Annotated in this window: 18 protein-coding genes and 3 pseudogenes; 9 read left to right on the plus strand and 12 right to left on the minus strand. The window is 44.1% G+C overall.

Annotation, left to right across the window (positions count from 1 at the left end; translation table 11 throughout):
- Positions 1-445, minus strand: a pseudogene (locus VB714_RS17910) (hypothetical protein); the annotation flags it as partial.
- A gap of 39 nt (positions 446-484) precedes the next feature.
- On the opposite strand from VB714_RS17910, the gene VB714_RS17915 reads away from it, so the two are divergent.
- Together VB714_RS17915 and VB714_RS17920 are read left to right on the plus strand one after the other, a co-directional pair.
- Complete coding sequence (locus VB714_RS17915) at positions 485-667, plus strand: hypothetical protein (protein WP_323226017.1); 183 nt, start codon at positions 485-487, stop codon at positions 665-667.
- Between the two features lie 248 nt (positions 668-915).
- Complete coding sequence (locus VB714_RS17920; RefSeq protein ID WP_323226018.1) at positions 916-2,109, plus strand: MFS transporter; 1,194 nt, start codon at positions 916-918, stop codon at positions 2,107-2,109.
- Positions 2,110-2,199: 90 nt separating this feature from the next.
- Here VB714_RS17920 and VB714_RS17925 read toward each other — a convergent pair whose 3' ends face one another.
- Together VB714_RS17925 and VB714_RS17930 are read right to left on the minus strand one after the other, a co-directional pair.
- Positions 2,200-2,469, minus strand: coding sequence for a TIGR02450 family Trp-rich protein (locus VB714_RS17925; RefSeq protein WP_323226019.1), 270 nt, complete (start codon positions 2,467-2,469; stop codon positions 2,200-2,202).
- Positions 2,469-2,999 carry a rhomboid family intramembrane serine protease gene (locus VB714_RS17930; protein WP_416309728.1) on the minus strand — a complete coding sequence of 177 codons (531 nt, stop codon included), beginning with the start codon at positions 2,997-2,999 and terminating at the stop codon, positions 2,469-2,471. The genes VB714_RS17925 and VB714_RS17930 overlap by 1 nt, the downstream gene beginning before the upstream one ends.
- A gap of 571 nt (positions 3,000-3,570) precedes the next feature.
- Here VB714_RS17930 and VB714_RS17935 point away from each other — a divergent pair.
- From VB714_RS17935 to VB714_RS17945, 3 genes are all read left to right on the plus strand, one after another.
- Positions 3,571-5,745 carry an iron uptake porin gene (locus VB714_RS17935; protein WP_323226021.1) on the plus strand — a complete coding sequence of 725 codons (2,175 nt, stop codon included), beginning with the start codon at positions 3,571-3,573 and terminating at the stop codon, positions 5,743-5,745.
- Between the two features lie 158 nt (positions 5,746-5,903).
- Positions 5,904-7,136, plus strand: a complete 1,233-nt coding sequence (locus VB714_RS17940) for a glycosyltransferase family 4 protein (protein ID WP_323226022.1) — start codon at positions 5,904-5,906, stop codon at positions 7,134-7,136.
- Positions 7,137-7,183: 47 nt separating this feature from the next.
- Positions 7,184-11,239 (plus strand): PAS domain S-box protein, encoded by a 4,056-nt coding sequence (locus tag VB714_RS17945; RefSeq protein ID WP_323226023.1) that lies wholly within the window; start codon positions 7,184-7,186, stop codon positions 11,237-11,239.
- Between the two features lie 382 nt (positions 11,240-11,621).
- Here VB714_RS17945 and ppc read toward each other — a convergent pair.
- The 3 genes and pseudogenes from ppc to VB714_RS17960 all read right to left on the minus strand — a co-directional run bounded on the left by ppc (position 11,622) and on the right by VB714_RS17960 (position 16,175).
- Positions 11,622-14,714 (minus strand): annotated as a pseudogene (ppc, locus tag VB714_RS17950) (phosphoenolpyruvate carboxylase).
- Between the two features lie 69 nt (positions 14,715-14,783).
- A complete protein-coding gene (locus tag VB714_RS17955; RefSeq protein WP_323226024.1) occupies positions 14,784-15,005 on the minus strand; it encodes a hypothetical protein in 222 nt (73 codons plus the stop codon).
- A gap of 75 nt (positions 15,006-15,080) precedes the next feature.
- On the minus strand, positions 15,081-16,175 hold the full coding sequence (locus VB714_RS17960; RefSeq protein ID WP_323226025.1) for a DUF3419 family protein: 1,095 nt from the start codon (positions 16,173-16,175) through the stop codon (positions 15,081-15,083).
- Between the two features lie 104 nt (positions 16,176-16,279).
- On the opposite strand from VB714_RS17960, the gene ndhL reads away from it, so the two are divergent.
- Positions 16,280-16,498, plus strand: a complete 219-nt coding sequence (gene ndhL / locus VB714_RS17965) for an NAD(P)H-quinone oxidoreductase subunit L (protein WP_323226026.1) — start codon at positions 16,280-16,282, stop codon at positions 16,496-16,498.
- Positions 16,499-16,525: 27 nt separating this feature from the next.
- The gene (locus VB714_RS17970) at positions 16,526-16,819 is read left to right on the plus strand and encodes a DUF3007 family protein (RefSeq protein ID WP_323226027.1); all 294 of its coding nucleotides are present in this window, start codon (positions 16,526-16,528) and stop codon (positions 16,817-16,819) included.
- A 39-nt stretch (positions 16,820-16,858) separates the two neighbouring features.
- On the opposite strand, the gene VB714_RS17975 is transcribed toward VB714_RS17970, so the two are convergent.
- From VB714_RS17975 to VB714_RS17985, 3 genes are all read right to left on the minus strand, one after another.
- The gene (locus VB714_RS17975) at positions 16,859-17,251 is read right to left on the minus strand and encodes a thiol-disulfide oxidoreductase DCC family protein (RefSeq protein ID WP_323226028.1); all 393 of its coding nucleotides are present in this window, start codon (positions 17,249-17,251) and stop codon (positions 16,859-16,861) included.
- Positions 17,248-18,159 carry an ABC transporter ATP-binding protein gene (locus tag VB714_RS17980; RefSeq protein ID WP_323226029.1) on the minus strand — a complete coding sequence of 304 codons (912 nt, stop codon included), beginning with the start codon at positions 18,157-18,159 and terminating at the stop codon, positions 17,248-17,250. Before VB714_RS17980 ends, VB714_RS17975 begins: the two co-directional genes overlap by 4 nt.
- Positions 18,160-18,255: 96 nt before the next feature.
- Positions 18,256-18,858, minus strand: a complete 603-nt coding sequence (locus tag VB714_RS17985) for a 4Fe-4S single cluster domain-containing protein (protein WP_323226030.1) — start codon at positions 18,856-18,858, stop codon at positions 18,256-18,258.
- Between the two features lie 284 nt (positions 18,859-19,142).
- Between VB714_RS17985 and VB714_RS17990 the strand changes: the two genes are divergently transcribed.
- Positions 19,143-21,209 (plus strand): thioredoxin domain-containing protein, encoded by a 2,067-nt coding sequence (locus tag VB714_RS17990; RefSeq protein ID WP_323226031.1) that lies wholly within the window; start codon positions 19,143-19,145, stop codon positions 21,207-21,209.
- A 26-nt stretch (positions 21,210-21,235) separates the two neighbouring features.
- Here VB714_RS17990 and VB714_RS17995 read toward each other — a convergent pair whose 3' ends face one another.
- A complete protein-coding gene (locus tag VB714_RS17995; protein ID WP_323226032.1) occupies positions 21,236-22,102 on the minus strand; it encodes a shikimate dehydrogenase in 867 nt (288 codons plus the stop codon).
- Between the two features lie 41 nt (positions 22,103-22,143).
- Positions 22,144-22,551 (minus strand): hypothetical protein, encoded by a 408-nt coding sequence (locus VB714_RS18000; RefSeq protein WP_323226033.1) that lies wholly within the window; start codon positions 22,549-22,551, stop codon positions 22,144-22,146.
- Positions 22,552-22,600: 49 nt separating this feature from the next.
- Between VB714_RS18000 and VB714_RS18005 the strand changes: the two genes are divergently transcribed.
- Positions 22,601-23,818: an adenylate/guanylate cyclase domain-containing protein gene (locus VB714_RS18005; RefSeq protein ID WP_323226034.1), complete on the plus strand. Its 1,218-nt coding sequence runs from the start codon at positions 22,601-22,603 to the stop codon at positions 23,816-23,818.
- Positions 23,819-23,825: 7 nt separating this feature from the next.
- Here the strand turns inward: VB714_RS18005 and VB714_RS18010 are convergent.
- Positions 23,826-25,305 (minus strand): annotated as a pseudogene (locus tag VB714_RS18010) (hypothetical protein); the annotation flags it as partial.

The raw sequence follows: 25,305 nt of genomic DNA on the forward strand, positions 1-25,305 counted from the left end.
TTGGGGGGGAAGGGGTTGGGGTTGGAGGTTTGGGGGGTGGGGTATTTTTTCGAGGGGAAGGAGTTGGAGTCGGAGGTTTTGGAGAGGTTTTAGGGGTAATGCTTTGGGGATGATCTCTTTTTTGGGTAGAGGAAGAGACAGCAGGAGAAACTAAAGATTGTTTTTGGGTGCGATCGCTTTGCTTGGGGACAGGAGTGGGTTGAGTTTTCGGTTTTTCTGCTGCGATCGCGATCGTTTCAATAGGGACAATCGTTTCTCCTGCATGACCGGATTTTTCTGCCAATATTGCCGATCGCAACATCCAGAATAAGCAAAGATGAAACGCGATCGAAACAAAAGTTACACCGATCCAAAGTCCTGGGGGATCGCTGTGGTGAGGTTTAGGAAGAATAATTGTTTTGATTTTGAATTGCGATCGCATAATTGGCATAGCAAAAACACCCATTCACAAACTTCAGAGGTAAACAGGAAGAATCGGGATAAATTGTGCCAATTTTGTTTTTGTTTCTCTTCTCAGGAGGATTGCGATCGCACTACTTATCTAGAAGGTTTCACCGATCGCCGTCCCATCGATCGCAATTTCAGGCCGGGAGAATTTGCCCAAATCTTCCAAACAGTCCATGAGACAATCGATCGCTACCTCCGAGAGGGCATTCCCCCATCCTAACCCCTCCTCAAACACCCAAGCAACTCCCCCTGCACTACCTTTGAGTCGGAGGGAGTTGTTGCTTTATTCAAGTACAAAAATGGAATCTAGAACAACACTTGTGAGGATGTCAAGTACATAAAGACTCTTTCAGTGTGATTGCAATCAATCCAGCAAGCAATTTTTTGAGTATCTTTGATGAGAGTTTAATTTGAAAAACTATTTTTCTTGTAGTAATTTTAACTTGAAATGGTCAGTTTACTTAAAAAATGAAACAAATGAAAATGAGAAAATTAAAAAGAATTATTCAGGAATCTATTCCAAACAACCTTGATATTGCATGGAAACCATTTTTGTTATGTGTTTTTATGGGGGCGGCTGTAACAATATCTAGTTCTAGCTCCATTCTGCAATTTCATCAGCAGGGATGGTCAACGACAATGTACAGTTGGGTTGTAACGGCTTCTATAAGTTCAGCAATTTTGGCATTATTTTTGCTTAATATAACTGCTACTTGGGTTATTCGGACTCCTGTTTTAATAGGAGTATACTTTTTAATGATATTCTCAACAATTTGCTTGTCTATATTTCGTGATACATCTCTGTCTTGGATAATTTATGCAGGGGTTCGTGGACTTATTTTTAATCATTGCTATCATGTATTATATCTATGGGTAATACATAATTCTTTCAAAGAAAATCATGCAAAGTTATTCTACATTAATTATGTAGGTTTGTGCATTGGCAACTTTATCGGACCTCCAATTGTATCATTCTTTAACATTGAAAATACAACTTTCTTTCTTCTTACTCTCACTTACATTTTTTGTATAATGTTGCTCTTCTTTAGAAAGATACCTAAACTAAATATTCAAAAAGTAGATCGAAAAAATATTTTAAGATATTTGAAAATCTCTCCATTGCTTTGGATTTTATGCGGTCTGTTTGGAATGACAGAAGTTGCTTATAGTTTTATAGTGCATTATGGATTTGGTTTAGAATTCACTGAATCTCAATCACTTTGGTTAACTAATGCCTTGCTATTGGGAGCTATTGGCTTAGGATATCCATTGTCAGCTACTATGGACAAATTTAAAAATAAAAATAAATTTGTTTTATGGATAATGTTATTCCTTTTAGTTTTGATGCTTTTCCTTATTGGTTTACCTCATGTCTATTGGGTATTTTCACTAATATTTGTTATTGTTGGTGGTATATTTTCTTTACTTGCTGAATCTGGAAAAACTTTTGTGATGCAACAATATAATAAACAAGATGTATCTAGCGGTTTTATATTGGCAACATTATTTGATAATGTTGGGAGAATAATATGTACGCAAATTATGGGAAGAACTATGGATAGATCAGAAACTTTTGGTTTTATAGGAACTTTGGTTAGTTTTCTTGTTATCGCCATAGCTATTTGTGCATACAAAAACAGGAGACAATTAAAATGGAAATAGAAATGACACTTTCACTAGATAACAAACAATAACATCCTCAACACTTCAAAATATTCTTGGGTCTGAAATGACACTTGCGAAGCCCCTTCCTCAACGAAGTAGAAGGGGAGGTTCACTATCTTGATTATCCTGCATTTCCTGCAAAGTCCTCCAACCCGCATCCCAAAGTTCATCATTTTTTAACTGTTTTGCATTCAACCAAAAACGCACCGTGGGATCGCAAGAAGCAACCATCTCCGCAAAAACCCAACGGCCTTCATTTTTACGATTGACCACTTGAAAATGTCGCCAACCCCATGTTTTTTGTTTCGCCGTCCACCTTGACCCCAATAAATGAGGTAACTTTTGTTTTTTAGCCATTATCCTCGCAAAGCCCGTCTTGCTTTACCAATGAAACGTGCCGCGATAATTCCTCCAATAAAGCCAAACATATGACCCTGCCAAGAAATACCCGGTTGAGAAGGTAAAATGCCCCAAACGACTCCCCCATACAAGAAGAAAACTAAAACAGAGAGGGCAATAGAAGTAAAATTGCGCTCATAATATCCTCGGAAAAGGAGAAAACCCAGGTAGCCATAAATCAAACTACTCGCACCAATGTGAAACGAACAAGGCTGACCGAAAACCCATGTTCCTACTCCCGCAACAACCATCACGATCGCCGTCACAATAAAGAAATCGCTGGTTTCTTGCAGCATCACAAACCAACCCAAAATAATGAAAGGGACAGTATTGGCAATTAAATGTCCCCAACTACCATGTAGAAACGGTGCAAACAAAATCCCCCGCAGTCCGATGGGATTATGGGGAATGATGCCATACTGACCTAAGCTGCATTGCCCAATTCCCCCTAAATTGCATCGTCCAATTTGGGCAGCATTAGCCAGCATACAGCTTAAGGAAGTATGGTCAACGATCGCCAGAATCCAGAAAATCGCGACAAAGGTTCCCAATATCCAAAAGTGGTTTTTTAACTCGCGTGCTATTGATTTTTCCTCTGGGTTGCTCATGGTTGCTTCTCATCACATCTTTATCTTTTATTTTAAGCGACAGATCGAGGAGAAGTGCAAAGGAAAAATCCTCTTGTTATCGCGATATCACTCATCCTCGAACCTGATTTTATAATTCAAGGGCATAGATCGAGGTTTAAACTATCAATGAGTTACGAGAATTATTGTCTGAAATATCTAGAAAATCGAGAATATTGCTCGAACTATTTTAAACAAAAAAAGGAACTTGTTGATTGCCATATTTATTTTTAGGAAAGAAAAATACAATTCTTTATTTTCCTGTGTCACAGGAGGCGAAAGCCAGTCAAATAAAGGGGTTTGAGGCAATATCTCCCTATTTTTCCGATAATTAGGCGATCGCGATCGCTTAAAATGCGTAAAATTATTAAATCAGAAGTTTTCAAAATCTTCTGTTGTATTCATTGTTGGTGTTTTGAGGAGTCAGTATCTCGTGAAATCCCAAGGTAATTTAGAAAAAGCGCTATCTTCGGCATTATTACTAACCAGTTTAGGTATTTTGGCCGATCCGGCTGTTGCAGTAACCACAGCCCCTTCCAAACTCTCTACTTCAGAAACTCCCACTTCCATTTTTTTGGCTGGTAATCCCCAAAATCTCTTTCAAGATTCTTACCTTGAAGAGAGTGAGGAAATGAGCGCTGAGGAAACCTCAATTAAATTTGCATTGGCAGCAGGACAAACCGATCCCATTGCAATTCTGGCCAATGGTGCGGTAAATAATAACATCCTCAATTCAGAAGCGATCGTCTTAGCGAATGCCCCCCTAGAGTCATCGGACAAGTCCGATCGCCCTTTTTTGGCAACAGCTTCACAAAACATTCCCCTGCATCCCTTGACTCGTTCCGCCCTCTTAGAATCGGGTTTGGACACTCTGATTCCCATGAGTGCAGTCTCTCAGCCCCAAGTGTGGAGTCTCGCCACCACTAATGTCGAAGCTGATTCTAAGGCGATCGCACAAACAGAAACAGGAATTGCCGTTACTCCCTCAACTTCACCCGAAGTGATGCCTTCCCCAGCCATCCCCCCCGAGGAAACCCTCGATCCCGATCCGATGGCACAGGTTAACGATGTCTTCGAGTTGCGAGATGTGTCCCCAGGAGACTGGGCATTTCAAGCCCTAAGCGATCTGATCGAACGCTATGGTTGCTTGGCGGGATATCCTAACGGTACATTTCGCGGCGATCGCGCCATGACCCGCTATGAATTTGCCGCCGGATTAAATTCCTGCTTGCAACAAATCGAGCGGATTATAGCAGGAGCCACCGGCGATCTCGGCAGCAAAGAAGACATGGAGGTACTAGAGCGCCTCATGCGAGAATTTGAAGTGGAACTCGCAGCCCTCAGTACAAAAGTCGATAATTTAGAGGCCCGAGTTCAATTCCTCGAAGATAATGCCTTCTCCACCACCACCAAGCTCTTTGGACAGGCGATTCTCGGGGTAACAGCACGCAGCGCCAACAATAATTATAATTTGGCAGGCAATACCTTTATCGACCAGGATACAGAAACGACCCTCCTTCATAACGTTCAACTCAGCCTCTTTACCCAATTCAGTCCCCGCAGTCTCTTATTGACCAGTTTTCAGGCTGGGGATGGGAGTACCATCACCCCGAGATCGCGATCGCTCTTTAACTATGTCGGTTTAGCTTTTGAAGGCGACAGCGATAACAACCTTAGCTTAAGCGACCTTAACTATCGCCATCTCATCACCAATAACTTTGCCCTGATGGTGGGTCCGAAAGGAATGTCCCCCGTTAACGTTTTTCGAGGCACCAACCGCGTCGAAAGTGCAGGAAGCGGACCTATTTCCCGTTTTGCCCAGCGTAACCCCATTCTCAGCATCGGCAATGGTGATAGCGGCATTGGCTTTGACTGGCAAATTAACAACAGTTTGAGCCTGCAAGGAGTCTATGGCGCAGATTTTCTCGCAGATGGGATCAACGGCAGTTTATTTGGGGGCGATCTGGCCTCGACGAGTTTCGGGTTGCAATTAGTTGTTTCCCCCTCGGATAATATTGACGTTACCTTGCAATATATCAACGCTTACTCTCCCTTCGGCTTTTTGGGGACTTCTATTGGGGACGATCGCCTCGTCATTGGTAATAATTCCAGTACCAGTGTCAATCTACGAGCGCCCATGACCACCAATGCTTTTGGGATTGGTCTAGAATGGCGTATCATTCCCGAAGTCACTTTTGGTAGTTGGTTTGGTTACACTGCCTCCGATTATGTGGTGAGTGAAGGTATCATCGATACGATTAATTGGATGACTTTCCTCAACTTCAATGATTTAGGCGGTGAAGGAAATTTATTGGGTATTTATTTCGGACAGCCACCGCGCATTATTAGCAGTACAATGCCCGCAGCAGATAACGCCAATAATATCCAAGCTCGAAACGTTCCCAGTTTCTTTTCCAATGCGGAAATCCTCACGGCTCCAGGAGGCGGTCAACCTGGACGAACCTATCACCTTGAAGCCTTTTATCGTATCAAAATAACGGATTATTTGACGATTACTCCTGGGGCGATCGTTCTCTTTAATCCTCTGCATAACAGTGCTAATGATACGATTGTGATTGGAGCCCTCAGAACAACATTTACGTTCTAATTCCCACTATTGGTTGAGCAAGCAAGACCCTCAAAACAAAAAATCTATGGGGTAGGCAAAGCGGAGTCGAAAGGTCTACGGAACTTTGACTCCGCTTCTTTAATGAGACGATATTTGCCTATGATAAAAAAGAGTTGAATACAATTACTCCTAAAGTCATGAATATTTTAATGATTTCTTCAACCTTTCCCTATCCTCCCAGCCGATCGGGAACGGAAGTTAGAACCTTTAATTTGCTTAAAGCCTTGCAGAACAATCATTCTGTGACTCTGATCGCCCAGAGATCGCCCCAAGTGAGCGATCGCGACATTGAGGAAATGAAAAAATGGGTAGACGATCTCATTGTTTTTCCCCTAGCCCCCGATGAAATCTCAGCCCAGGGGATATCAGGCATTTGGGCAAAAGGCCGTCGTTTTCTCGAGTCTGCACTCAAAGGCATTCCAGCCAATGTTTTACACCGTTATTCTCCAGAAATACAAGCCCTAGTCGATCGCTATGTCACGGAAGGCAAATGCGATGCAATTACCTGCGAACATAGCGCCAATGCAGTGTATATCCGTCCCCAATTTCGCGATCGCGTGCGAACTGTTGTTAACGTACACAGTTCCATCTATTGGGGGACGATTAACTATATCAAAATGGGAGCCTCGGAAAATCCCAGCCGCGATCGCCTTTATTTGCCCATTCTCTATCGTTATGAGAAAAACTATTGCGACATCTGCGATCGCATTGTCGTCACCACAGAAGATGACGCGCGACAATTACAGCAACTTAGTCCCGATGCCAAAATTTCCATCATTACCAATGGGGTAGATCTCGAACTTTTCCCTTATCGTCGTGCGGATCCTGGAGGACATCATTTAATTTTTTTAGGCGCAATGCACTTTCCTCATAATATTGATGCCGTGCGTTTTTTTGTTCTGAAAGTTTTACCGCAACTGCGAGAACAATATCCCGATGTTACTTATAGTATTGTGGGCAATCGTCCCGTACCAGAAGTGTTAGCCCTTGCTGAACATCCAGGAGTCGTCGTTACGGGTAGAGTTCCTTCAATGGTAGATTCTCTCCATCAAGCCACCGCTTGTGTCGTTTCCCTGCAAACAGGATTTGGGATTAAAAATAAAACTATTGAAGCAATGGCGGCAGGTGTTCCCGTGATTGGTAGCGATCGCGGTTTGGAAGGGTTAGAAATAGAAGGGGAAAATATTCCCTTACGCGCCCTCAGAGCCAATACTGTTGCAGAATATATTAGTGCGATCGACCGTCTTTTTCGCGAACCCGATCTGCGCCAAACCCTCTCTCAAAATGGTCGCCAACTGATCGAACAAAATTATACTTGGAAAGGATCAGGTCAAAAATATGAGCAAGCGTTGATGGGAGATGATGAATAATGAATGATGAATGATCACCTAAAAATCAACAAACCCTATCAAGTCCGATGCAAGATTTATTGCAAGTTGTTATCGAACAATCTCCTGTTGCTCTAGCCTTGTGCGATCGCGAAATGCGATATCTTTTGGTGAGCCAGTGTTGGTTAGAGGATTACGGCTTAAAACACAATATTATCGGCCAATCTTATTACGATACTTTTCCGAATCTGCCCTCTCATTGGTACAACATTCATCAACAATGTTTAGCAGGAGCAATAGAACGAGGACAAGCTGAACCCTTACAATTGTCGGATGGTCGGACAGAATGGGTCGAATGGGAGATCAAACCGTGGCGCACGAATACAGGTGATATTGGCGGTGTAATATTACATTCTCGCTTCGTGAGCGATCGCCTCAAAGCCGACATTTCTTGGACTGATATTTTCCAGAATTATCCCTCCATGATTTGCCTCGCAGGATTTGACGGTTATTTCCAGCATCTTAACCCTGCTTGGGAGCAAAACCTCGGCTGGAGTGAGAAGGAACTCAAAAGCAAACCCTTTCTCGAATTTGTCCATCCAGGCGATCGCGAGGCCACTCTTAAAACGGCAAACGACCTCGCGGAAGGACAGAAAATCGTTAGTTTTGAAAATCGCTATCTTTGTAAAGACGGCACTTATAAATGGTTTTCTTGGACTTGTACCGCACTATTAGAACAGGATAAAATCTATGCTGTTGCTCGAGATATTACCGATCGCAAACACGCCGAAGCGCAACTACAACATCACCAAGACTTATTACAACAGGTCCTCGATACCACCCCCAATTGGCTCTTTGTTAAAGATCGCGAAGGAGTTTATATCCTTGCCAATCGCGCTTTAGCAGAAGCCTTAGACATGGATACAGAGGAAATTATTGGTAAAAAAGATGAAGATTTATTTGCTCCAACTCCTCAGATCGAACGCTTCCAGCAAGAAAATTTAGAAGTTTTAACGACACTGCAAGAAAAAATCATTTCCGAAGATCGCGCGATCGCCATCAAAGGAAAAACCTTTTGGACAGAAACCATTAAGCGCCCTTTATTTTTGCCCGGAAATCCTGCACCTCACGTTCTCATCTCCATTACTGACGTTAGCCAGCGCAAGAAAATCGAACAAGCCTTACGTCAAAGCGAACGTCGTTACCAAGTCCTCGCGGAAACCTCTCCCGTGGGGATTTTTCATACCGATCGCGAAGGAAACTGCATTTATGGCAACCAACAAGCCTGCATTCTAACAGGATTGACCCCTCAAGCTATTTTAGGGATGGGTTGGTTCAACGCCATTCACCCGAGGGATCGTCGGCGAGTCTTGCGGGAATGGCATCTCATGGACGTAGAAGCCTCATTTACCCTCCTAGAGGAACGTCACTTATTTCAATCAGAATTTCGTTTTTCGCGCTCTGATGGCTCGATCCGATGGGTTTACGCTCAAGCCTGTGCCATCAGCGATTCCCACGATCGCGCGAACATTACTGGATATGTTGGCACCTGTACCGATATTACCGATCGCAAACAGGTGGAAAATGCTCTACAAACTTCCGAACAAGACCTACGTACTATTTTTAATGGGGTCTACGATGCGATTTTTATTCACGACCTCGAGGGAAATATCCTTGAAGTGAACGATCGCGTACTCTCCTTATTTGGCGTAACCCAGGAAGAAGCCAGCCAATACGCGATCGCCGATTATACCGCTCGCGAAACCGACCTCGAAAGACTCCCCGAAATTTGGCATCGTGCTCGAGAAGGGGAAGAATTGCAATTTGAATGGCGTGTAAAGCGCCCTAAAGATGAAGCCAAACTTGATGTAGAAGTGCGCTTGCGGCGCATTATTCTCCACGATCAAACCGTTATTCTCGCAACTGTCCGGGATATTACCAAACAGAAAAAAGCAGAGAAGGAAATGCAAAAATTAGCGGCTTTGGTGGAAAATAGCTCGGATTTTATCGGTATCACTACCCTAGAAGGACAGAGTGTTTTTCTCAATGCGGCTGGACTGGAATTAGTGGGACTCGAATCCCTCGAAGCAGCGCAAAAATATAGCCTTGCTGACTATCTTCCCATAGAAGATCGGGGCATATTCGAGCAGGAAATTTTACCGAAACTCCTCGAAATAGGGTCTTGGAGAGGAGAAGTTCGCTTCCGCAATTTTACCACCCAACAAATCATTCCGGTGGATAGTACGCTGTTTACGATTCGCTCTTCTCGCACCGGAGAACCTGTAGCTTTTGCGAGTGTGACCCGGGATCTCAGCGATCGCGTGCGAGTTTCCACAGAACTCACCCGCTATAAACAAGCCGTAGACAGTGCCAGCGACGCGATCGCCATTGCCGATGCCAGTGGTTCGATCCTGTATATCAACCGCGCTTTTTGTCAACTCTATGGCTGCGAAACTGTCTCTCAATTGCGACGTTGGGGGGGAATTTCCAGTTTGTTTAACGACCCCTCGGCGATCCAAGGTCTGTTTAGCACGGTGATGAGTGGGAGGACTTGGAGCCATGAAGTCGAACAACAGTCTTTAACCGGAGAGACGATCCAAGTTTTTTTGCGAGCAAATGCCCTTCTCGACAGACATCAAGAGATTGTCGGTTTAGTCACCATTGCCACGGATATTAGCGATCGCAAGCGATCGGAAATTGCCCTAATCGAGTCCAAACAGCGCTTACAAGAGCAAGTCGAACGGGAAAGACTCCTCAATTCCCTCTCCAATCAAATTCGCAGTTCCCTCGCCACACCGGAACAGGACATCATTGAATTAGCACTCCAGGAAATTCGTCATTTTTTGAACATCGACCGCGTTTATTTTGTTTTGCATTCGATTGCAGAGGAAGGAGAATATTGGGATGTTGTCGCGGAATCTCGCAGTGAAGATGTTTCTAGTATTATCGGTCGCTATCCTGTCTCCAGTATCGGCTCTTTGGCCGAGAGAATCTTCCAAATGGAAATAATTCGCGAACCCGATGTGAGTTTGGTTGAAGAGCCGATCTTTCGCCAACTTCTTGAAGAATTAAATATTAAATCGATCCTCAATATTCCCATGCGTATTTCTGCGGATACTATTGCTATTATTGGCTGCAACCAAAATCGCTCCATTCGTTCTTGGAGCGATCCTGAAGTTGAACTTTTGGTTGCGGCGATCGGTCAATTGGCGATCGCCATCAACCAGTCTCAATTATTTGCCAAAGCGACAGAATCCGCCGCGATCGCTCGCGCTAAAGCGGAGGAACTAGAAACAACTTTAAAGGAATTGCGCCGCACCCAAACCCAACTCATTCAAACCGAAAAAATGTCCAGTTTAGGGCAGTTGGTCGCGGGAGTCGCCCACGAAATTAATAATCCGGTTAATTTTATTTATGGTAATCTCAATCATGCCGATAATTACTTGCGCGATATTATCGGTTTGCTCAATCTCTACCAAACTCACTATCCTCAACCCGTCCCAGAAATTGTCGAGGAAATGGAGGCGATCGATCTGAATTTTTTATTAGAAGATTTGCCAAAATTATTCACTTCTATGCAAACGGGAGCCGATCGCATTCGGGAAATTGTTATTTCTCTACGCACTTTCTCTCGCATGGATGAATCTGAGAAAAAATCCGTTGATATCCACGCTGGAATTGAAAGCACGTTAACCATTTTACAAAGCCGCTTGAAGGCAAAAAGCGATCGCCAGGCTATTGAAATTATACGGGATTATGGCGACTTGCCAAAAATTGAATGTTATGCCGGACAATTAAATCAAGTGTTTATGAATATTCTTAGTAATGCTCTCGATGCTTTGGAGGAAGGCGATCGCGCTGATGAGGAAGTCCAAAATCAACCCAGTACCATTCGCATTCGCACGCAAATTATTGACAATCAAAAGTTAGAAGTTAGCATTGCTGACAATGGTTCTGGTATTCCAGAAGAGATTCAACAGCGCTTATTCGATCCCTTTTTTACGACCAAGGAAATCGGCAAAGGAACGGGTTTGGGTCTATCCATTAGCTATCAAATTGTCACGGAAAAACACGGCGGTACTTTAGAATGTATTTCAACTCTCGGACAAGGAACAGAATTTTTAATTACTATCCCGTTTCAATGATACAAAGATAGAACTTAGTTTTAGTCTATGGATGGGGAAATCGGAGGGTTAGAGTGCTAGTTATCAATTTGATCCCCCCCAGCCCCCCTTAATAAGGCAGGGACTATTCATCGGAGGAAGAAAAACTGTAACCCCCAACGTGCCAGCCCCCTAAATCCCCCAAGTTTGGGGGACTTTGACTCCGGTTCCCCCCAGATTTGGGGGGTTAGGGGGGCGCATAATTAACGACAAGTCAGGCATTGTAGTATTTTCCTTTTTTCAACGAATAGTCCCTGCCCTTAATAAGGGGGGAGAATCTGGAAGTCCCCCTTTTTAAGGGGGATTTAGGGGGATCGACACACATAATATTTGTAACTAGCAACTCAGGTTAGCAACTGAAAAATCAGCCCGTATTCCGCATTCCCGCAGAAATACCATTAATCGTTAACAGCGCACCTCGCAATAACTCCTACTTACTATAGCGATAATGAATCAGTCCCGCCGTCGCCGCATTGCTATACTGACGCAAGCGTTTCAATAAAGCAACCTGTAAGAAACCGAGGGAAACAATATTGCCATTTCGCAACTGAACCGATCGCTGGAGATCTTCATCGCTATCTAACAAAGTTTTATGTCCTGTAATGGTTAAGATCATCTCTCGCGTGCGGTAATATTCCGCTTCAATTTGTGTAAGGACAACATCAAATCGTGCTAAATCTTCGCGAGGAGAAAGTTCCTGCACATAATGCCGCGCCATCAGTAAATCTGCCTTCGATAGAGTCATTTCTACTTTAGATGCAACCATTTTAAAGAACGGCCACTTCACGTAAAAATAGCGCAACAATTTGAGATTTTCCTCGGGTTCTTCCTCAATAAAACTCTCCAGTGCCGTCCCAACCCCATACCAAGAAGGGAGTAAAAATCGGCTTTGCGTCCAACTAAAGACCCAAGGAATTGCTCGCAAACTGCTCAAATCATTTTTTCCTTTCTTCCGTCGTGCGGGACGAGAACTAATCTGTAATTGGCTGATTTCAGGAATAGGAGTAACAGAAAGGAAGAAATCGATAAAATCTGGTTGTTCGTAAACTAAAGACCGATAAGCGCGGCGCGATCGCGCGGACAAATCTTCCATAATTTCGTTCCAAGGTTGGATATCATCAAAGCCACTTCCTAACAAACTTGCCTGAATTACTGCCGTAGAAGCCGTTTCCAAATGATATAATGCTAAATCCGGTAAAGAATACTTGGAAGCCAAAACTTCCCCTTGTTCGGTAATCTTAATTCGTCCGTTAATGGTCGCATTGGGTTGCGCTAAAATCGCTTCATAAGCGGGTCCCCCTCCTCGCCCGACAGAACCGCCGCGACCGTGGAATAAGCGCAAAGCAATACCATATTTTTGAGCCAGACTTTGTAGTGCTTTTTGCGCTTTGTGAATCTCCCAATTGCTGCTGAGAAAACCCGAATCTTTATTACTATCGGAGTAGCCCAACATGATTTCTTGTAGGGGCTGAGAATGAGGCAGATGAGAGTGGGGTGCATCAACAATTGTTGTCGCTGCTTGGGTTTTTAAGGCTTCGTAGCCCCCTGCTAAAGCGGCTCGATAGGATTCTAACTCGAACAGCGATCGCATGATTTCCGGCGCTCGTTTTAAATCGTTCACGGTTTCAAAGAGCGGCACGATTTTAATACTACAAATTCCGGTTACGGGGTCGTAAAGTCCGGCTTCTTCTGCTAGTAAAAGAACCTCCAAAATATCACTCACATCATTACTCATGCTAATGATATAAGTTTGACAAATTTCTACACCAAATTCTTGTTGCAAGCGCCGGATCGTGCGAAATGTTTCGATAGTTTCGGCGGTTTTTGCGGAAAAAGGTGCTTCTGAGGGGATGAGGGGACGGCGAGTTGGTAACTCAGTAATCAACCAATTGCGGCGATCGCTTTCTTGGAGATCGTCGTAAGGTTGAGAAAGTGCTTGGATATATTCGCCGATTTCAGTTAACGCATCGGAATGACGGGAAGAGTCTTGACGCACATCTAATTGGGTTAAATGAAACCCATAAATTTCGATCTGACAGACGAGTTTATCTAAATCGCGACAGGTTAAACCCGTTTCTTCCAAATTACGCTGAATTAGTTTTAATTCCTCTAAAAACTCTTCTCCGGATTGATAAATGGTTTTGGGGTCAATCTTTTCCAGGATTTGTTGTTGCCTGGGATCGCCACTGGAGAGCAAAGAATTGCGATCGCGGGTATTCTCTAATCGCTTTTGAATGTAAGCTAATTTGAGGCGATAGGGTTCCTGGCGATAGCGAATCGAGAGGAGATCGTAAACATCTCCTAAATGGGCGCGATCGCGTTCTAAAGAGTCCAACAATTCTGGCAGAACATTGCTCCAATGTAAGGACAAACTCAATAAATTAGTGAGGGCATCTACGGAATGAATGTATTTTTCGAGGACAATATCTCGCTGATAACAAGCGGTTTTCCAGGTTACTTCTGGCGTAACGGAGGGATTTCCATCGCGATCGGAGCCTACCCAAGAACCAAAATAACAAAAGCGATTTTGGGGCGGACGTAAATGGGGAAAGGTACTTTGCAGGGCTTGTTTGAGACGAACGGAAAGTTCCGGTAATGTGTCAAAAAGAACTTCTTGGAAATAGTGAAGGGTGTAATCAACCTCATCTAAAACCGTGGGTTTAAACTGGTGCAGTTCGTCAGTGCGCCACCAGAGGCGAATCTCTTCATGGAGTTGTTCTGTGGCACTTTCTGCTTCCCAGGAGGTGGTCAATCCTACGCCGCGATATGCCTCTTCTGCTCGATCTAATTGATGTAAAATATCGGCAATGCGTCTTTGTTTGCGTCGGATTGTATGGCGAACAATTTCCGTCGGGTGAGCCGTGAAAACAAGGCGAATATCAAGATTATCCAACAGGTGTTGAATTTTTCTGGGGGGCATATTCTGCTGTTGCAGGTGGGGAAATAACCAATAAAATGTTCCTGCTCGAGGTTTGAGATTTTCGCTTTCCTCTTGCCAACTTTTTTCTAATTGTTTGGCTCCCATAGGAACGCCGTTTTGTTCTGCTTTCGCATTGCCATTTTCCAGGTTTTTTTGTTGCGTATCGGATAGGGCTTCACTTTGGGCTTTATACGTCGCACTGCGGGATAATTGACGCTCTCGCTGTTCGTAATGTTGTTCGACAATATTAATCAGTTGAAAATAGAGCGCAAAGGCGCGAGCCGCACGAATGGCTTCATTTAAGTCTAGTTTTTCAACAAGTTCGAGGGCGGCCGATTTATCGAGGTCTGTGGTTTGTCCTTCTGGGGAACAAAGCGATCGCAGTTGTCCGAGTAAATTCACTAAATCTTGACCGCATTCGGAGCGCAGAACGGATTCCCACAAGTCTTCTACCAACTTCAGGCGATGGCGCAACAGTAGCATTGAAGTGGAAGGCACGCGAACGGTCGGTTGGGATGATTGGAGAAGCGAACTCATAATCTCTTTTTTGCTATGGGTTTAATATCAATTTTAGGGGCAAGGGTCAACAAATTGTTGGTTCTGCAATCAAAGTTGTTGGTTGTTAGTTGTTAATGTATCTTTGGGTTCGGGAAAGGGTAAAATCGGCAGCAGATCGCCGCGAAAAATTTCTTCACTGGCGCTACTCGATTCTTGTATTTCTCGTATAACGTTTTCTACGCTAACTATGCCGACTATGAGAGGAAATGTCAAGAAACTTAACAAAACTTCGGCAGGTGGGATGAGCAGTTCGAGGGGATTTTCATTCATTATTGGGAAATCGGTAATGGATGCTGGATGCTGGATAATGGAAAACCTTGAATCTGTTACAAACAATATCATCTTTTAGATAACTTCTTCAACAATAAATGATTGATAAAAGAAGGCTTTATCCTTTAGATGGAGTTTATTGGCTAGGTGGGAGAGGGGGTGTAACCTGTGAGAGAGGCGATCGCAATGACTGCGTTGGACAAATAAATTCCAATAGGCCAAACGACTGCCTGATGGACTCCTGTTAACAATGCGGGTGAGTAAGTTTTCGTATTTTTCTTGGGAGATATACTCAAAAATGTTGCTTAAATTGTAACAATTAATACAGTTTTTGGGTTGATGGTTGAGAAAATCTTCGATCGCCATGCAGTGCCATTCTAAGCGATGTAAATTAGCGCGGATCGCCTCGAAGTTTTCCGGACGTAAAGCGTAGGGTAAAGCGGTAGGATGTTCCCCCGTTACAATCCATTGCAAATAAGGATTTTCTGCGGGGTCGAGTTGGGTGAGTGCTTGTTCTGTTTTTTCTAATAAATATTGAGAAATATCTTGTTCGACATAACGATAAAAACTGCGATCGCGTCCTAACCAACCCGAGAGAAAGCGGGAGAAAAAGAGGCGAAATAAAAAGCGCCAGCGCCAATTATTCCAATGTTGCTGATAGAATATTTCTCGATCTGCACGGGATTTTGGCTGGAGGAGTTGAGCAAGGCGATCGCTTGGGTGAATTAAGGGTAAGATGTAACGGCGAAATAAGGCTAAATATCTCTCAAATTTGCCGATACTACCAATGCCTCGGGCGATGGCGCGATCGCGTCGATCCCAGAAATGGCGAGTCGCGGGGTTGAGATGGGGGCGACAGCGATGGTATAGTTGCAATCGTTCTACTGCCATTGCAGAGATAGAACCCATGAGTTTTAACAGTTGTGGGTGAGTTAAGCTGCGATAGGCAGCAACCCGCAATTCCAAACAGGCAATTTGCGCGGGGTTGAAGTCAATGGCGATCGCTTTTTGTGGCGATCGAGACAGCATCGCGAGGGTATTATCTCCCGCCGAGGCAATGGAAAGGCAGCAGCTATTATGGTTAATATTGAGGGCTTTGAGGAGAATATCCGCATCTTCCCAACATTGAGCATAACGAATTTGCGTGAAGTCGGCGAACTGAGAAGTCATTTCCATGAACAATAATGGGAGAGAGAGGACAAAAGGTTGTAAGATGAGTCAGAAGTATTGCAGTCCGAGTTGTTCGGTCATTCGTCAACACCTAAGCAAATTTTATGGATACTACTCTTTTTGTCGCCTTCCTCTATTTATCCCTGAGTGGACTTTATCTCGTTGCTTTACCCGTGTTTATGTATTTTTACCTCAATCAACGTTGGTACGTTGCGAGTTCGATTGAGCGAATGTTGATGTATTTTGGCGTATTTTTCTTCTTTCCTGGATTACTGTTGTTGAGTCCCTTTTTGAATTTTCGCCCCAAACGTCGCGCAATTTAACGCAAAATTTAACAAGCAGGAGAGATTATGCGAAGAATTGACGCGATCGCGATTAGTTTTGGAGTTTTCCTGGCCGGGGGTATTGCCTATCTCATTTTACGAGGTGCTGGACTGGATAACTTTTCGGCAGGAATTTGGAGTCAGGTATTATTGGTGGGGGGTTTATTAGGTTGGATTTCGACCTATCTTTTCCGCGCTTTTACGCACAATATGACCTATCATCAGCAGCGCAGGGATTACGAGGATAAGGCTTTGCAAAAGCGGTTGGATGAGATGACCCCAGAAGAGTTGGCTCAATTACAGGCAGAAATTGAAGAGTAGGGGTTTGGTCTCCAAACCCTCTTGTATTTTGGTCTTGTATTAACGAGGATGATAAGTAGAGTCGCGTTTGCCAAACCATTGATAACGATTATCGCGAATTTGTTCGTAAGTGCGATCGCCAAACCATTTCATCCCCGGTATGGCACGATAAGCATTAACAAATAACTCTCCCATTGGTAACAAGCGGGTAATTTCTTCGGCTGCATCGCTACCTTGCCAGCGTTTTTTGGGAGTGTTGCGATCGATTAATATCATGCCCATTTCGCAATCTTGGGGGGTAATATTAAAAGATGCTAAATTTTCCCGATCCTGCATGGGAATATAATTAAATAATTGCCCGCGATCGAATTGTTCGAGGAGTTGGGTAAATGTCACGCAGAGATTGCAATTCCCGTCGTAAATTACATGATATTTTGCAGTATTCTCGCTCATTTTTCTTCTTGTTTAGTTAGTTCTAAGAACAAATTTTCCAAATCGTTACCCGTATAAAAGACTTCACTGGGATAAATTTCACGATCGCACAAAGATTTAATCGCCAATTCGCTATCAATACCACGAAGGTCAATCGAATCGTTATTTTTGTTAATATAAGTAACATTATCTAGTGTTTCTAAAACCTGAAAAGCCGCATCTAAATTCTTGACCTTAATGCGAACATTCTTTTCTTCTCCTCGCATTTCTGCCATTGTCCCTTCCGCAATTAATGCACCGCGATTTAAGACAGCAATACGATTGCATACTTGTTCAATTTCATAGAGTAGATGACTGGATAAAAAGACCGTTACTCCTTCCTTAGATAAAGTTTGAATAATTTGCCGCATCTCCTGCATCCCCGCCGGATCCATCCCATTTGTAGGCTCATCTAAGATTAAAAGCTGGGGCTGATGTAGAATTGCTAAAGCCATCCCTAAACGCTGTTTCATTCCCGTAGAAAACTTCTCCGGTTTGCGTCGGGCGACATCAGCTAAACCCACTAATTCTAAAACAGTTTGGACGCGATTTTTAGGCAAATCGGGGTATAGTGTTGCCATCAGTTGTAAATTTTTTCTCGCAGACAAATGGGGAATTAAAGCAGGAGTTGCGCCCACTAATGCCCCCACATGACGTAAAACTTTATTGTGATTAGGCGTAACTTTCTGCCCTAAAATTTTGACCTCGCCTCCTGTGGGATGGATCAGCCCTAAAAGCATGGCAATTGTAGTGGTTTTTCCTGCCCCATTCGGTCCTAAAAAGCCAAAAACATCCCCTTTACGAACCGTAATATTGACATTTTCAACTGCTGTTAGTTTTCGGTAAGTTTTTCTAAGATTGTGGGTTTGGACAATAATATTGTTTTCCATGAGAAAATCGGGAAAGTTTGCCTTTCCTACTATAATCGAGAATGGCGATCGCGCTACTCCGCTTTCCCGCGCATTTATGGCTGAGGCGATCGCGCATCACCGGAAAATTTCAGGTAAATTATTGGTTTCTGCTTGCGGATCGCCCCAACTTATCTTATCTTTTAAAGCAGAATTAAAAATATGTACCCGTTGATTGCGAGAGGAGAGGGGAGAATCGGGAGTAGAAATTGCTAAAGACGGAAGATAGGGTCCCGCAATTAAAATATCCAACCAATCTATTAATTCTCTCGCCCCTAATGGTGCAGTAGGAGAAGCCAATTTTTCTAAGGTAAATCCTGTAAAAGAGATGACAAATAAACCATTTGCTTTCATCTCTCGAGCCAATTTTACCAGCGATCGCGCTTGCCAAAATGGTTCTCCTCCAGAGAGAATAACACCCTGGTTACAGGGATTGCTGAGAACCTTTGCTGCTAGTTTTTCTACCGAAACAAGTTTATTAATTTCAAATGACCATGTTTTGGGATCGACACAGCTTTGAAATCTTTGCAAACAACCTTGTACTAGCACCATTGCCCAAGAATCAAGTCCATAAAATTGAGTATCATTGACAGATCCCATAATATTGAGATGATCCGGCGGGATTTTCTGTAAAGAGTTGTATGCTTCGATGGATTGGGGGAGAAATACTGTTTGATTCATTGTTCTTTTAAAAACCTAACCCGCAAATTTTTTGCGTTGAATTGCAGGTTAACTTGGTATGATTTGGAGAAAAATTGCAATCGACCTTGTTTATCGATTTTGTTCAAGATTTTGTTCGACGAGATTTCAGGTCGTGGCAGTCACCCTTACTCATCTAGTTGTAGCAAGTTTTGTATCGGTTTATACTCGAATCTAGAAAAACTTTATATTCTTTTATATTCTTTTCCGTTACCACTCCCCTCGCGATAAACTGAATGTAACAATTTATGCTCTAGTAGATCGCCGTGACTAATCGCCTTGCTCAATCTGAAAGTCTCTATCTCCGCAAACACGCAGAAAATCCGATTGATTGGCGGCCTTGGTGCGAGGAAGCCCTGAATAAGGCGAAAAGGGAAGATAAGCCGATTTTTCTGTCTATCGGCTATTCAAGTTGTCACTGGTGTACGGTAATGGAAGGAGAAGCCTTTTCTAATGAGGCGATCGCGCAATATATGAATGCCAATTTTGTCCCCATTAAGGTCGATCGCGAGGAAAGGCCGGATATTGATAGTATTTATATGCAGGCGCTACAAGCGATGACGGGACAAGGAGGCTGGCCGCTTAATATTTTCTTAACCCCAGGCGATCGCATTCCCTTTTATGGAGGGACTTATTTTCCCGTTGAACCCCGTTTTGGTCGCCCCAGTTTTCTAGAAGTGCTGCAAGGGATTCATAATTTTTATCAGACTGAAAAGGAGAAATTACAAGGGGTTACACAGGAAATGTTTGCGCTTTTGCAGCGATCGACCTTACTTCCCCAGGCTCCGAAAAATAGCCTCACAAATAATCTTTTACAAAAAGGCATTGAAACCAGTTCTCAGATTATCGATCGCCAGGAGATGGGATCTCCCAGTTTTCCCATGATTCCCTATGCTGATTTAGTGGTACAAGGAAGCCGCTTTCCTGCCCAAGAAAAGGCGAAAATAGCCGCCAAACAACGAGGGGATGCTCTGGCATTGGGAGGAATTTACGACCATGTTGCGGGAGGATTTCACCGCTATACCGTGGATGCAACTTGGACTGTACCTCATTTTGAGAAGATGCTCTACGATAATGGACAAATTTTGGACTATTTGGCTTCATTATGGAATGCAGGGATGGAAGAACCGGCATATTTGCGTGCAGTGGAAGGAACGATCGCCTGGTTGCAACGAGAAATGGTTTCCCCGCAAGGTTATTTTTACGCAGCGCAAGATGCAGATAGTTTCGTCACTCCTGAAGAAATTGAACCCGAAGAAGGGGCATTTTGTGTCTGGAAATATGCAGAGTTAGAACAACTCCTCGATCCTGCCGAATTGGCCGCGCTACAGGCTGACTTTACAGTAAGTTCTACGGGCAATTTTGAGGGCAATAACGTGCTGCAACGCCGGAGTGCGGGTAGACTATCGGAAATGAGCGAGAAGGCACTTTCTCAGCTATTTTTGGCACGTTATGGGGAATCCCCCGAGGCGATCGCCACCTTCCCCCCCGCACGAGATAATCAAGAAGCAAAAACAACCCTATGGAAAGGGCGCATTCCGGCGGTTACAGATACCAAAATGATTGTCGCGTGGAATAGTTTAATGATTTCAGGGTTGGCACGGGTGTATCAGGTTTTTAAAAACCCGATCGCCTGGAAATTGGCTCAAAATGCAACCCAATTCATTCTAGAACATCAGTGGCTCGAGGGACGTTTCCAGCGCTTGAATTATGAAGGAAAAGCGCGAGTTTTGGCACAGTCTGAGGATTATGCACTATTTATTAAAGCCTTATTGGACTGCGATCGCGCGAGTGCAGTCATGGGGGAAACTGGGGGAAATTGGCGAGAAGAAGCGATACGAGTACAGGAGGAGTTTGATGAATTTCTCTGGAGTATCGAAATGGGAGGCTATTACAATGCACCAATCGATGCCAGCGAGGATTTACTCATTCGAGAACGCAGTTATATTGATAATGCTACTCCTGCGGCCAATGGCATCGCCGCGGCGAATTTGGTACGCTTGGGGTTATTAACAGATAATACCCACTATTTAGAGCGTGCTGAGGCAATTTTACAGGCATTTAGCCCCATTATGGAACAGTCTCCCCAAGCCTGTCCCAGTTTGTTTTTGGGGCTAGATTGGTATTTGCATTCTACCCTGATTCGGACGACAGGCGATCGCGTTTCTCAATTAGCTGTACGGTATTTTCCCAAGAGTGTCTATCAGGTGGAAGAGAAAGTGCCTGAAGAGGCGATCGGTTTAATTTGTAAAGGGTTGGCTTGTTTGCCAACGGCACATAGTTGGGAGCAATTATTAACTCAAATTGAGAAATGTCATGGGATAGTAGGATAGTGAGATAAGCAGGAAAAAATTGTAAATTATTTTCTTTGCAAACTCTCTAATAATGCTTGACGCATCACCTTTGCTGGGACAGGTTGCTGTAACCAGAGTTGTAGTGCTGCTGCACCTTGTTGTACTAGCATTTCGCTACCATCGATCGCCAATGCACCGCAATTTTTTGCCAGTTGTAAAAAGCGAGTGGGACTGGGAGTATAAATGAGATCGTAAGCGATCGCGCCAGTGGGTAACTGTTTTAATATGTTTTCATCCACAGGAGAGCGATCGATATGAGGAGACATCCCCACCGGGGTAGAATTGACCAAAAGCTGAGTTTCTGATACCAGCGAGGGTAATTCATCCCACAGATGCACCCGAATAGCCCCAGCAAAGGGGGTATTTTGCCAACTTAGTTTAAATTTGTCCAATTTAGCGCGATCGCGTCCCACAACGCGAATTTCTGAACACCCCAACTCGACACACCCCGCAACAACCGCCCGCGCCGCGCCACCATTCCCTAAAATAATAGGAGTAATCTTGCTCCAATCGCGATCGCATTCCCTTAAAGGCGCAATAAAGCCGATCGCATCAGTATTTGTTCCCTCCCATCCCTTCTCAGTGCGCCATACCGTATTCACAGCCCCGATCGCCTGCGCCACGGGAGAAACTTCAGCCAAAAGGGGAATAATCGCCCGTTTGTGAGGAATAGTAATATTAAATCCCACCAAGGCGATCGCCGCAAACCCATCCAATGCTTGAGCCAAATTCTCCCCTTGAATGGGAAAAGGAAGATAAACATAATCTAACCCCAAATGCGCGATCGCGGCATTGTGCATGACTGGCGAAAGGGAATGTTCCACCGGATCGCCAATCACCCCTAATAACTTTGTTTTTCCAGTAATGGGCATAATTTCAATCAATCGTCAATTAATAATCGCACTTTCTTAGACTATTCTGGTTCTTGAAAGCGATCGATTAACTCCTCCCGAGACAACTGTAAAAGTAGAGGTGTAAATTCTTCAGAAGACAGTTGCATAATAGATGCAATAATCCCTGCAAGTTCCTCATCAATCGCCCCAAAGCGAACCCGGAAAAGATTTTCAATCAGACGGCGAGTGGCTTGCTTTTCTCCTTCTTCTCGACCTTCTTCTTTTCCTTGTTGAAGTCCCTGTTGAAGTCCTTGTTGAAGTCCTTGTTGAAGAAATTCTTCTTGTGCTTTTTGGCGGACTTCTGCCATTGCTTCTGCCATGGCCTCTTCATACATTTGTGTTAAAGTCATAATCAACACCTCGTCATCGCGATCTAAATCTTGTTCCTTGTTTTGACGTTTGGCGAGCAGAGCAATTAGCTCTTTCACTAATGGGTATAGCACATTGCCCGCCCAACCCAACTAATTTAAGTAAATCGTGACTATATCAACTCGAGGCGAGCGATCGCAAATCCTCGATCGCCAATTAAATGAAAGTCGTCGCAGTGCTTTTCTTCGAGAGATTTTGACCAATAGCGGACATTTTCTCATTCTCAATTCTCTCTCAGAAATTGCGCTCATGGGTTGGGGTAACTATCTTTATGAACCAGCTCACTATCTAATTCTTTTTGCTATGCTTGCTCAAGCATGGTATTTATCCCATGCCAAAGCAAATCGATTTTGGGGAAATTTAATTGGTGTTACTTGCTATACTTTGGTCGATTTTCCCCTTGATGGATGGGAATTTTTTGCCGAACCCAATCACTTGATTTTAGGGATATTTTCTCTGGCGATCGCATTATTGCAGGGGTTGCGCTGTCATTGGCTACCTTGCTCTAAAGTTGTCCTTGTTCCTTTGGAAAGTTTGATCCGTTTAGGGATGTTATTGGCACTATACCAAGCCTTATTCTGGAAAAATAATGAGGGTAACTTGACTGTATTTTCTCAAGCAAATTCCTCACAAATTTTTTTAGGGGAAAGTCTATTGGTTATTGGTCTTTTATTGGGCTTACAAACACTACAAGTGATGGGACAGCAACAAAAGTTACACGAAATCGCTCAAAAGTTGCGCCATTTGGCAGAATGGGGAATGGGCAGTTATGCGGTGAGTGCTGCGGTGTCAGACCCTGAAGCGCTTTTATTTCAGCGTTGCGATCGCTCAATTGTTTTTCTGGATATTCGCGGCTTTACCCAATGGTGCGAAACCACATCTCCCGATCGCGTGGCTCGAGTACTCAATGATTATTATCACTGTGCCGAACCTGCTGCTACCCGTTACAATCCTTTAAAAGTGTCTTTTACGGCTGACGAAGTTATGGCTATTTACGATCGCCCTCACTCGGCGATCGCAGCAGCTCGAGCCATGCAGGAAGCGGTGCAACCGTTACTCTCTCGCTATGGTTTAGGGGCGGGTTGTGGAGTGCATGGAGGAAGCGTTATTGAGGGATTATTTGGCAGTGATGAGGTTCGCACCTATACGGCGATCGGGGATGTCGTCAATGTTGCGAAACGCTTGGAAAGTTCTACACCCGCAGGAAAAATCACCCTTTCCGATGCTGTTTATCAGGCTCTCAAGTCAGAAATTTCGGTACTTCCTCGCGAACCTATTCAGGCTAAGGGAAAAAGTCAACCTTTAACGGCATGGTATTTACAATAAACTTTATTTAAACCGATCCCTCATCCTCAATTTTTTTCCAAACTTTGACAATGCCATCATCGCCTCCACTGGCAAGAATATTTCCCCGATCGCCAAACGCTACAATATTAACCCGATCGCACCGCCCGTCAAATAGAGCGGTTTTCTGACCTGTTTCTACATCCCAAAGAGTAATCGTGCGATGACTTGTACCACTCACTAGAATTTTGCCGTCGGGACTGAAAGTGAGAGAATAGACTTGAGAGAGAACATTAATATTGCGAATTTCTTGACGATCGCTATTCCAGAAACGAATATGACGATCGCTGCCTCCACTGGCTAATATTGTGCCATCGGCGTTGTAGGCGATCGCATAAATTTTTCCCCCAGGGGCAATATTGCCGATTTTTTCTCCTTCCTGTACATTCCAGAATTTAATTGTGCCGTCGTGACTGCTACTCACAAGAGTTTTACCATCGGGACTATAAGCGATCGCGTTGACCCAATCCCAATGACCTTGTAGCATTCGCAAAACCTTTTGACTGCCCAGATCCCAGAGTTTAATGGTTTTATCGTAACTCCCACTAGCGAGAGTTTTGCCGTGAGGACTAAAGGCGATCGCCACCACGGGGGCGGAATGACCCTGCAAACTGGCAATTTCTGCCCTTGTTTCTACTTGCCAGAGTTTAAGTGTGCCATCGGTGCTACTGCTGGCTAACTGCTGGCCATCCGGACTAAAAGCCAAGCCCGCGATCGCATCGCTGTGTCCGGCAAAAGTGTGGATCGCTTCCCCCGTGGCCAAATCCCACATTTGTAAACTATGGTCGCTGCCTGGACTGACTAATATTTTGCCGTTTGGGGCGATGGCTAGGGCTTCAACTCCCTCGGTATTACCAGCAAATTCCCAAATACATTCCCATTGTTGCGTTAACGTGGAAGCGGTTTCCGGGGTGGTGACGCGATCGAAAATATTTTTAATCGAGGCTCCAAATTCCCACAAATTCTCACTAATTTCCCGAATCCCTCCTTCAAGTTCATGGCCGAGATTATCTAAAGGAGGTTGCTGGGGGGTCGAGGGTTCTGTTTCCTGGCTCGTTTCAGGGTCTTCTGAGATGATAGGGGTATCATCTTTTGGAGGGGTAAAGGCTTCTCGACGGTACTCTTGCGGCACTAAGGGGGGACGATGTTCTGGGGTGGTGCTTGGTGTTGCTTCATCGGGAATATTCGTCGCCATTTCGGGGAGAATATCGAGACGTTTCTGAATGCGGGCGATCGCGGCTTGTAATTCTTGGGTTTTAGGGTCGATGGTGAAGTCGGGCTGAGATAATTGCTCAATGTACTGTTGAATCTCAGCTACGGTTTGGTTTAGTTGTTCTACTTGTACTGCGATCGCACTCTCGAAAGTTGGCGATGATTCTCTGGTTAGGGGATGGGAGTTTAGTTGTAGGTCGGCGATCGCCTTTTGCAATTCTTGAATTTGTTCGGGTAAGGGAAAGTTTTCCGGTGGG

This window comes from Spirulina sp. 06S082 (assembly GCF_034932145.1).
Classification (GTDB): Bacteria; Cyanobacteriota; Cyanobacteriia; order Cyanobacteriales; family Spirulinaceae; genus CCY15215.

What these genes read in the sequence shown, in the direction of transcription:
- VB714_RS17920 (WP_323226018.1), top strand. Translation starts at nt 916, where the DNA reads ATGAAACAAATGAAAATGAGAAAATTAAAAAGAATTATTCAGGAATCT.
- VB714_RS17925 (WP_323226019.1), bottom strand. Translation starts at nt 2,469, where the DNA reads ATGGCTAAAAAACAAAAGTTACCTCATTTATTGGGGTCAAGGTGGACG.
- VB714_RS17930 (WP_416309728.1), bottom strand. Translation starts at nt 2,999, where the DNA reads ATGCTGGCTAATGCTGCCCAAATTGGACGATGCAATTTAGGGGGAATT.
- VB714_RS17940 (WP_323226022.1), top strand. Translation starts at nt 5,904, where the DNA reads ATGAATATTTTAATGATTTCTTCAACCTTTCCCTATCCTCCCAGCCGA.
- VB714_RS17945 (WP_323226023.1), top strand. Translation starts at nt 7,184, where the DNA reads ATGCAAGATTTATTGCAAGTTGTTATCGAACAATCTCCTGTTGCTCTA.
- VB714_RS17955 (WP_323226024.1), bottom strand. Translation starts at nt 15,005, where the DNA reads ATGAATGAAAATCCCCTCGAACTGCTCATCCCACCTGCCGAAGTTTTG.
- VB714_RS17960 (WP_323226025.1), bottom strand. Translation starts at nt 16,175, where the DNA reads ATGACTTCTCAGTTCGCCGACTTCACGCAAATTCGTTATGCTCAATGT.
- ndhL (WP_323226026.1), top strand. Translation starts at nt 16,280, where the DNA reads ATGGATACTACTCTTTTTGTCGCCTTCCTCTATTTATCCCTGAGTGGA.
- VB714_RS17970 (WP_323226027.1), top strand. Translation starts at nt 16,526, where the DNA reads ATGCGAAGAATTGACGCGATCGCGATTAGTTTTGGAGTTTTCCTGGCC.
- VB714_RS17975 (WP_323226028.1), bottom strand. Translation starts at nt 17,251, where the DNA reads ATGAGCGAGAATACTGCAAAATATCATGTAATTTACGACGGGAATTGC.
- VB714_RS17980 (WP_323226029.1), bottom strand. Translation starts at nt 18,159, where the DNA reads ATGGAAAACAATATTATTGTCCAAACCCACAATCTTAGAAAAACTTAC.
- VB714_RS17985 (WP_323226030.1), bottom strand. Translation starts at nt 18,858, where the DNA reads ATGAATCAAACAGTATTTCTCCCCCAATCCATCGAAGCATACAACTCT.
- VB714_RS17995 (WP_323226032.1), bottom strand. Translation starts at nt 22,102, where the DNA reads ATGCCCATTACTGGAAAAACAAAGTTATTAGGGGTGATTGGCGATCCG.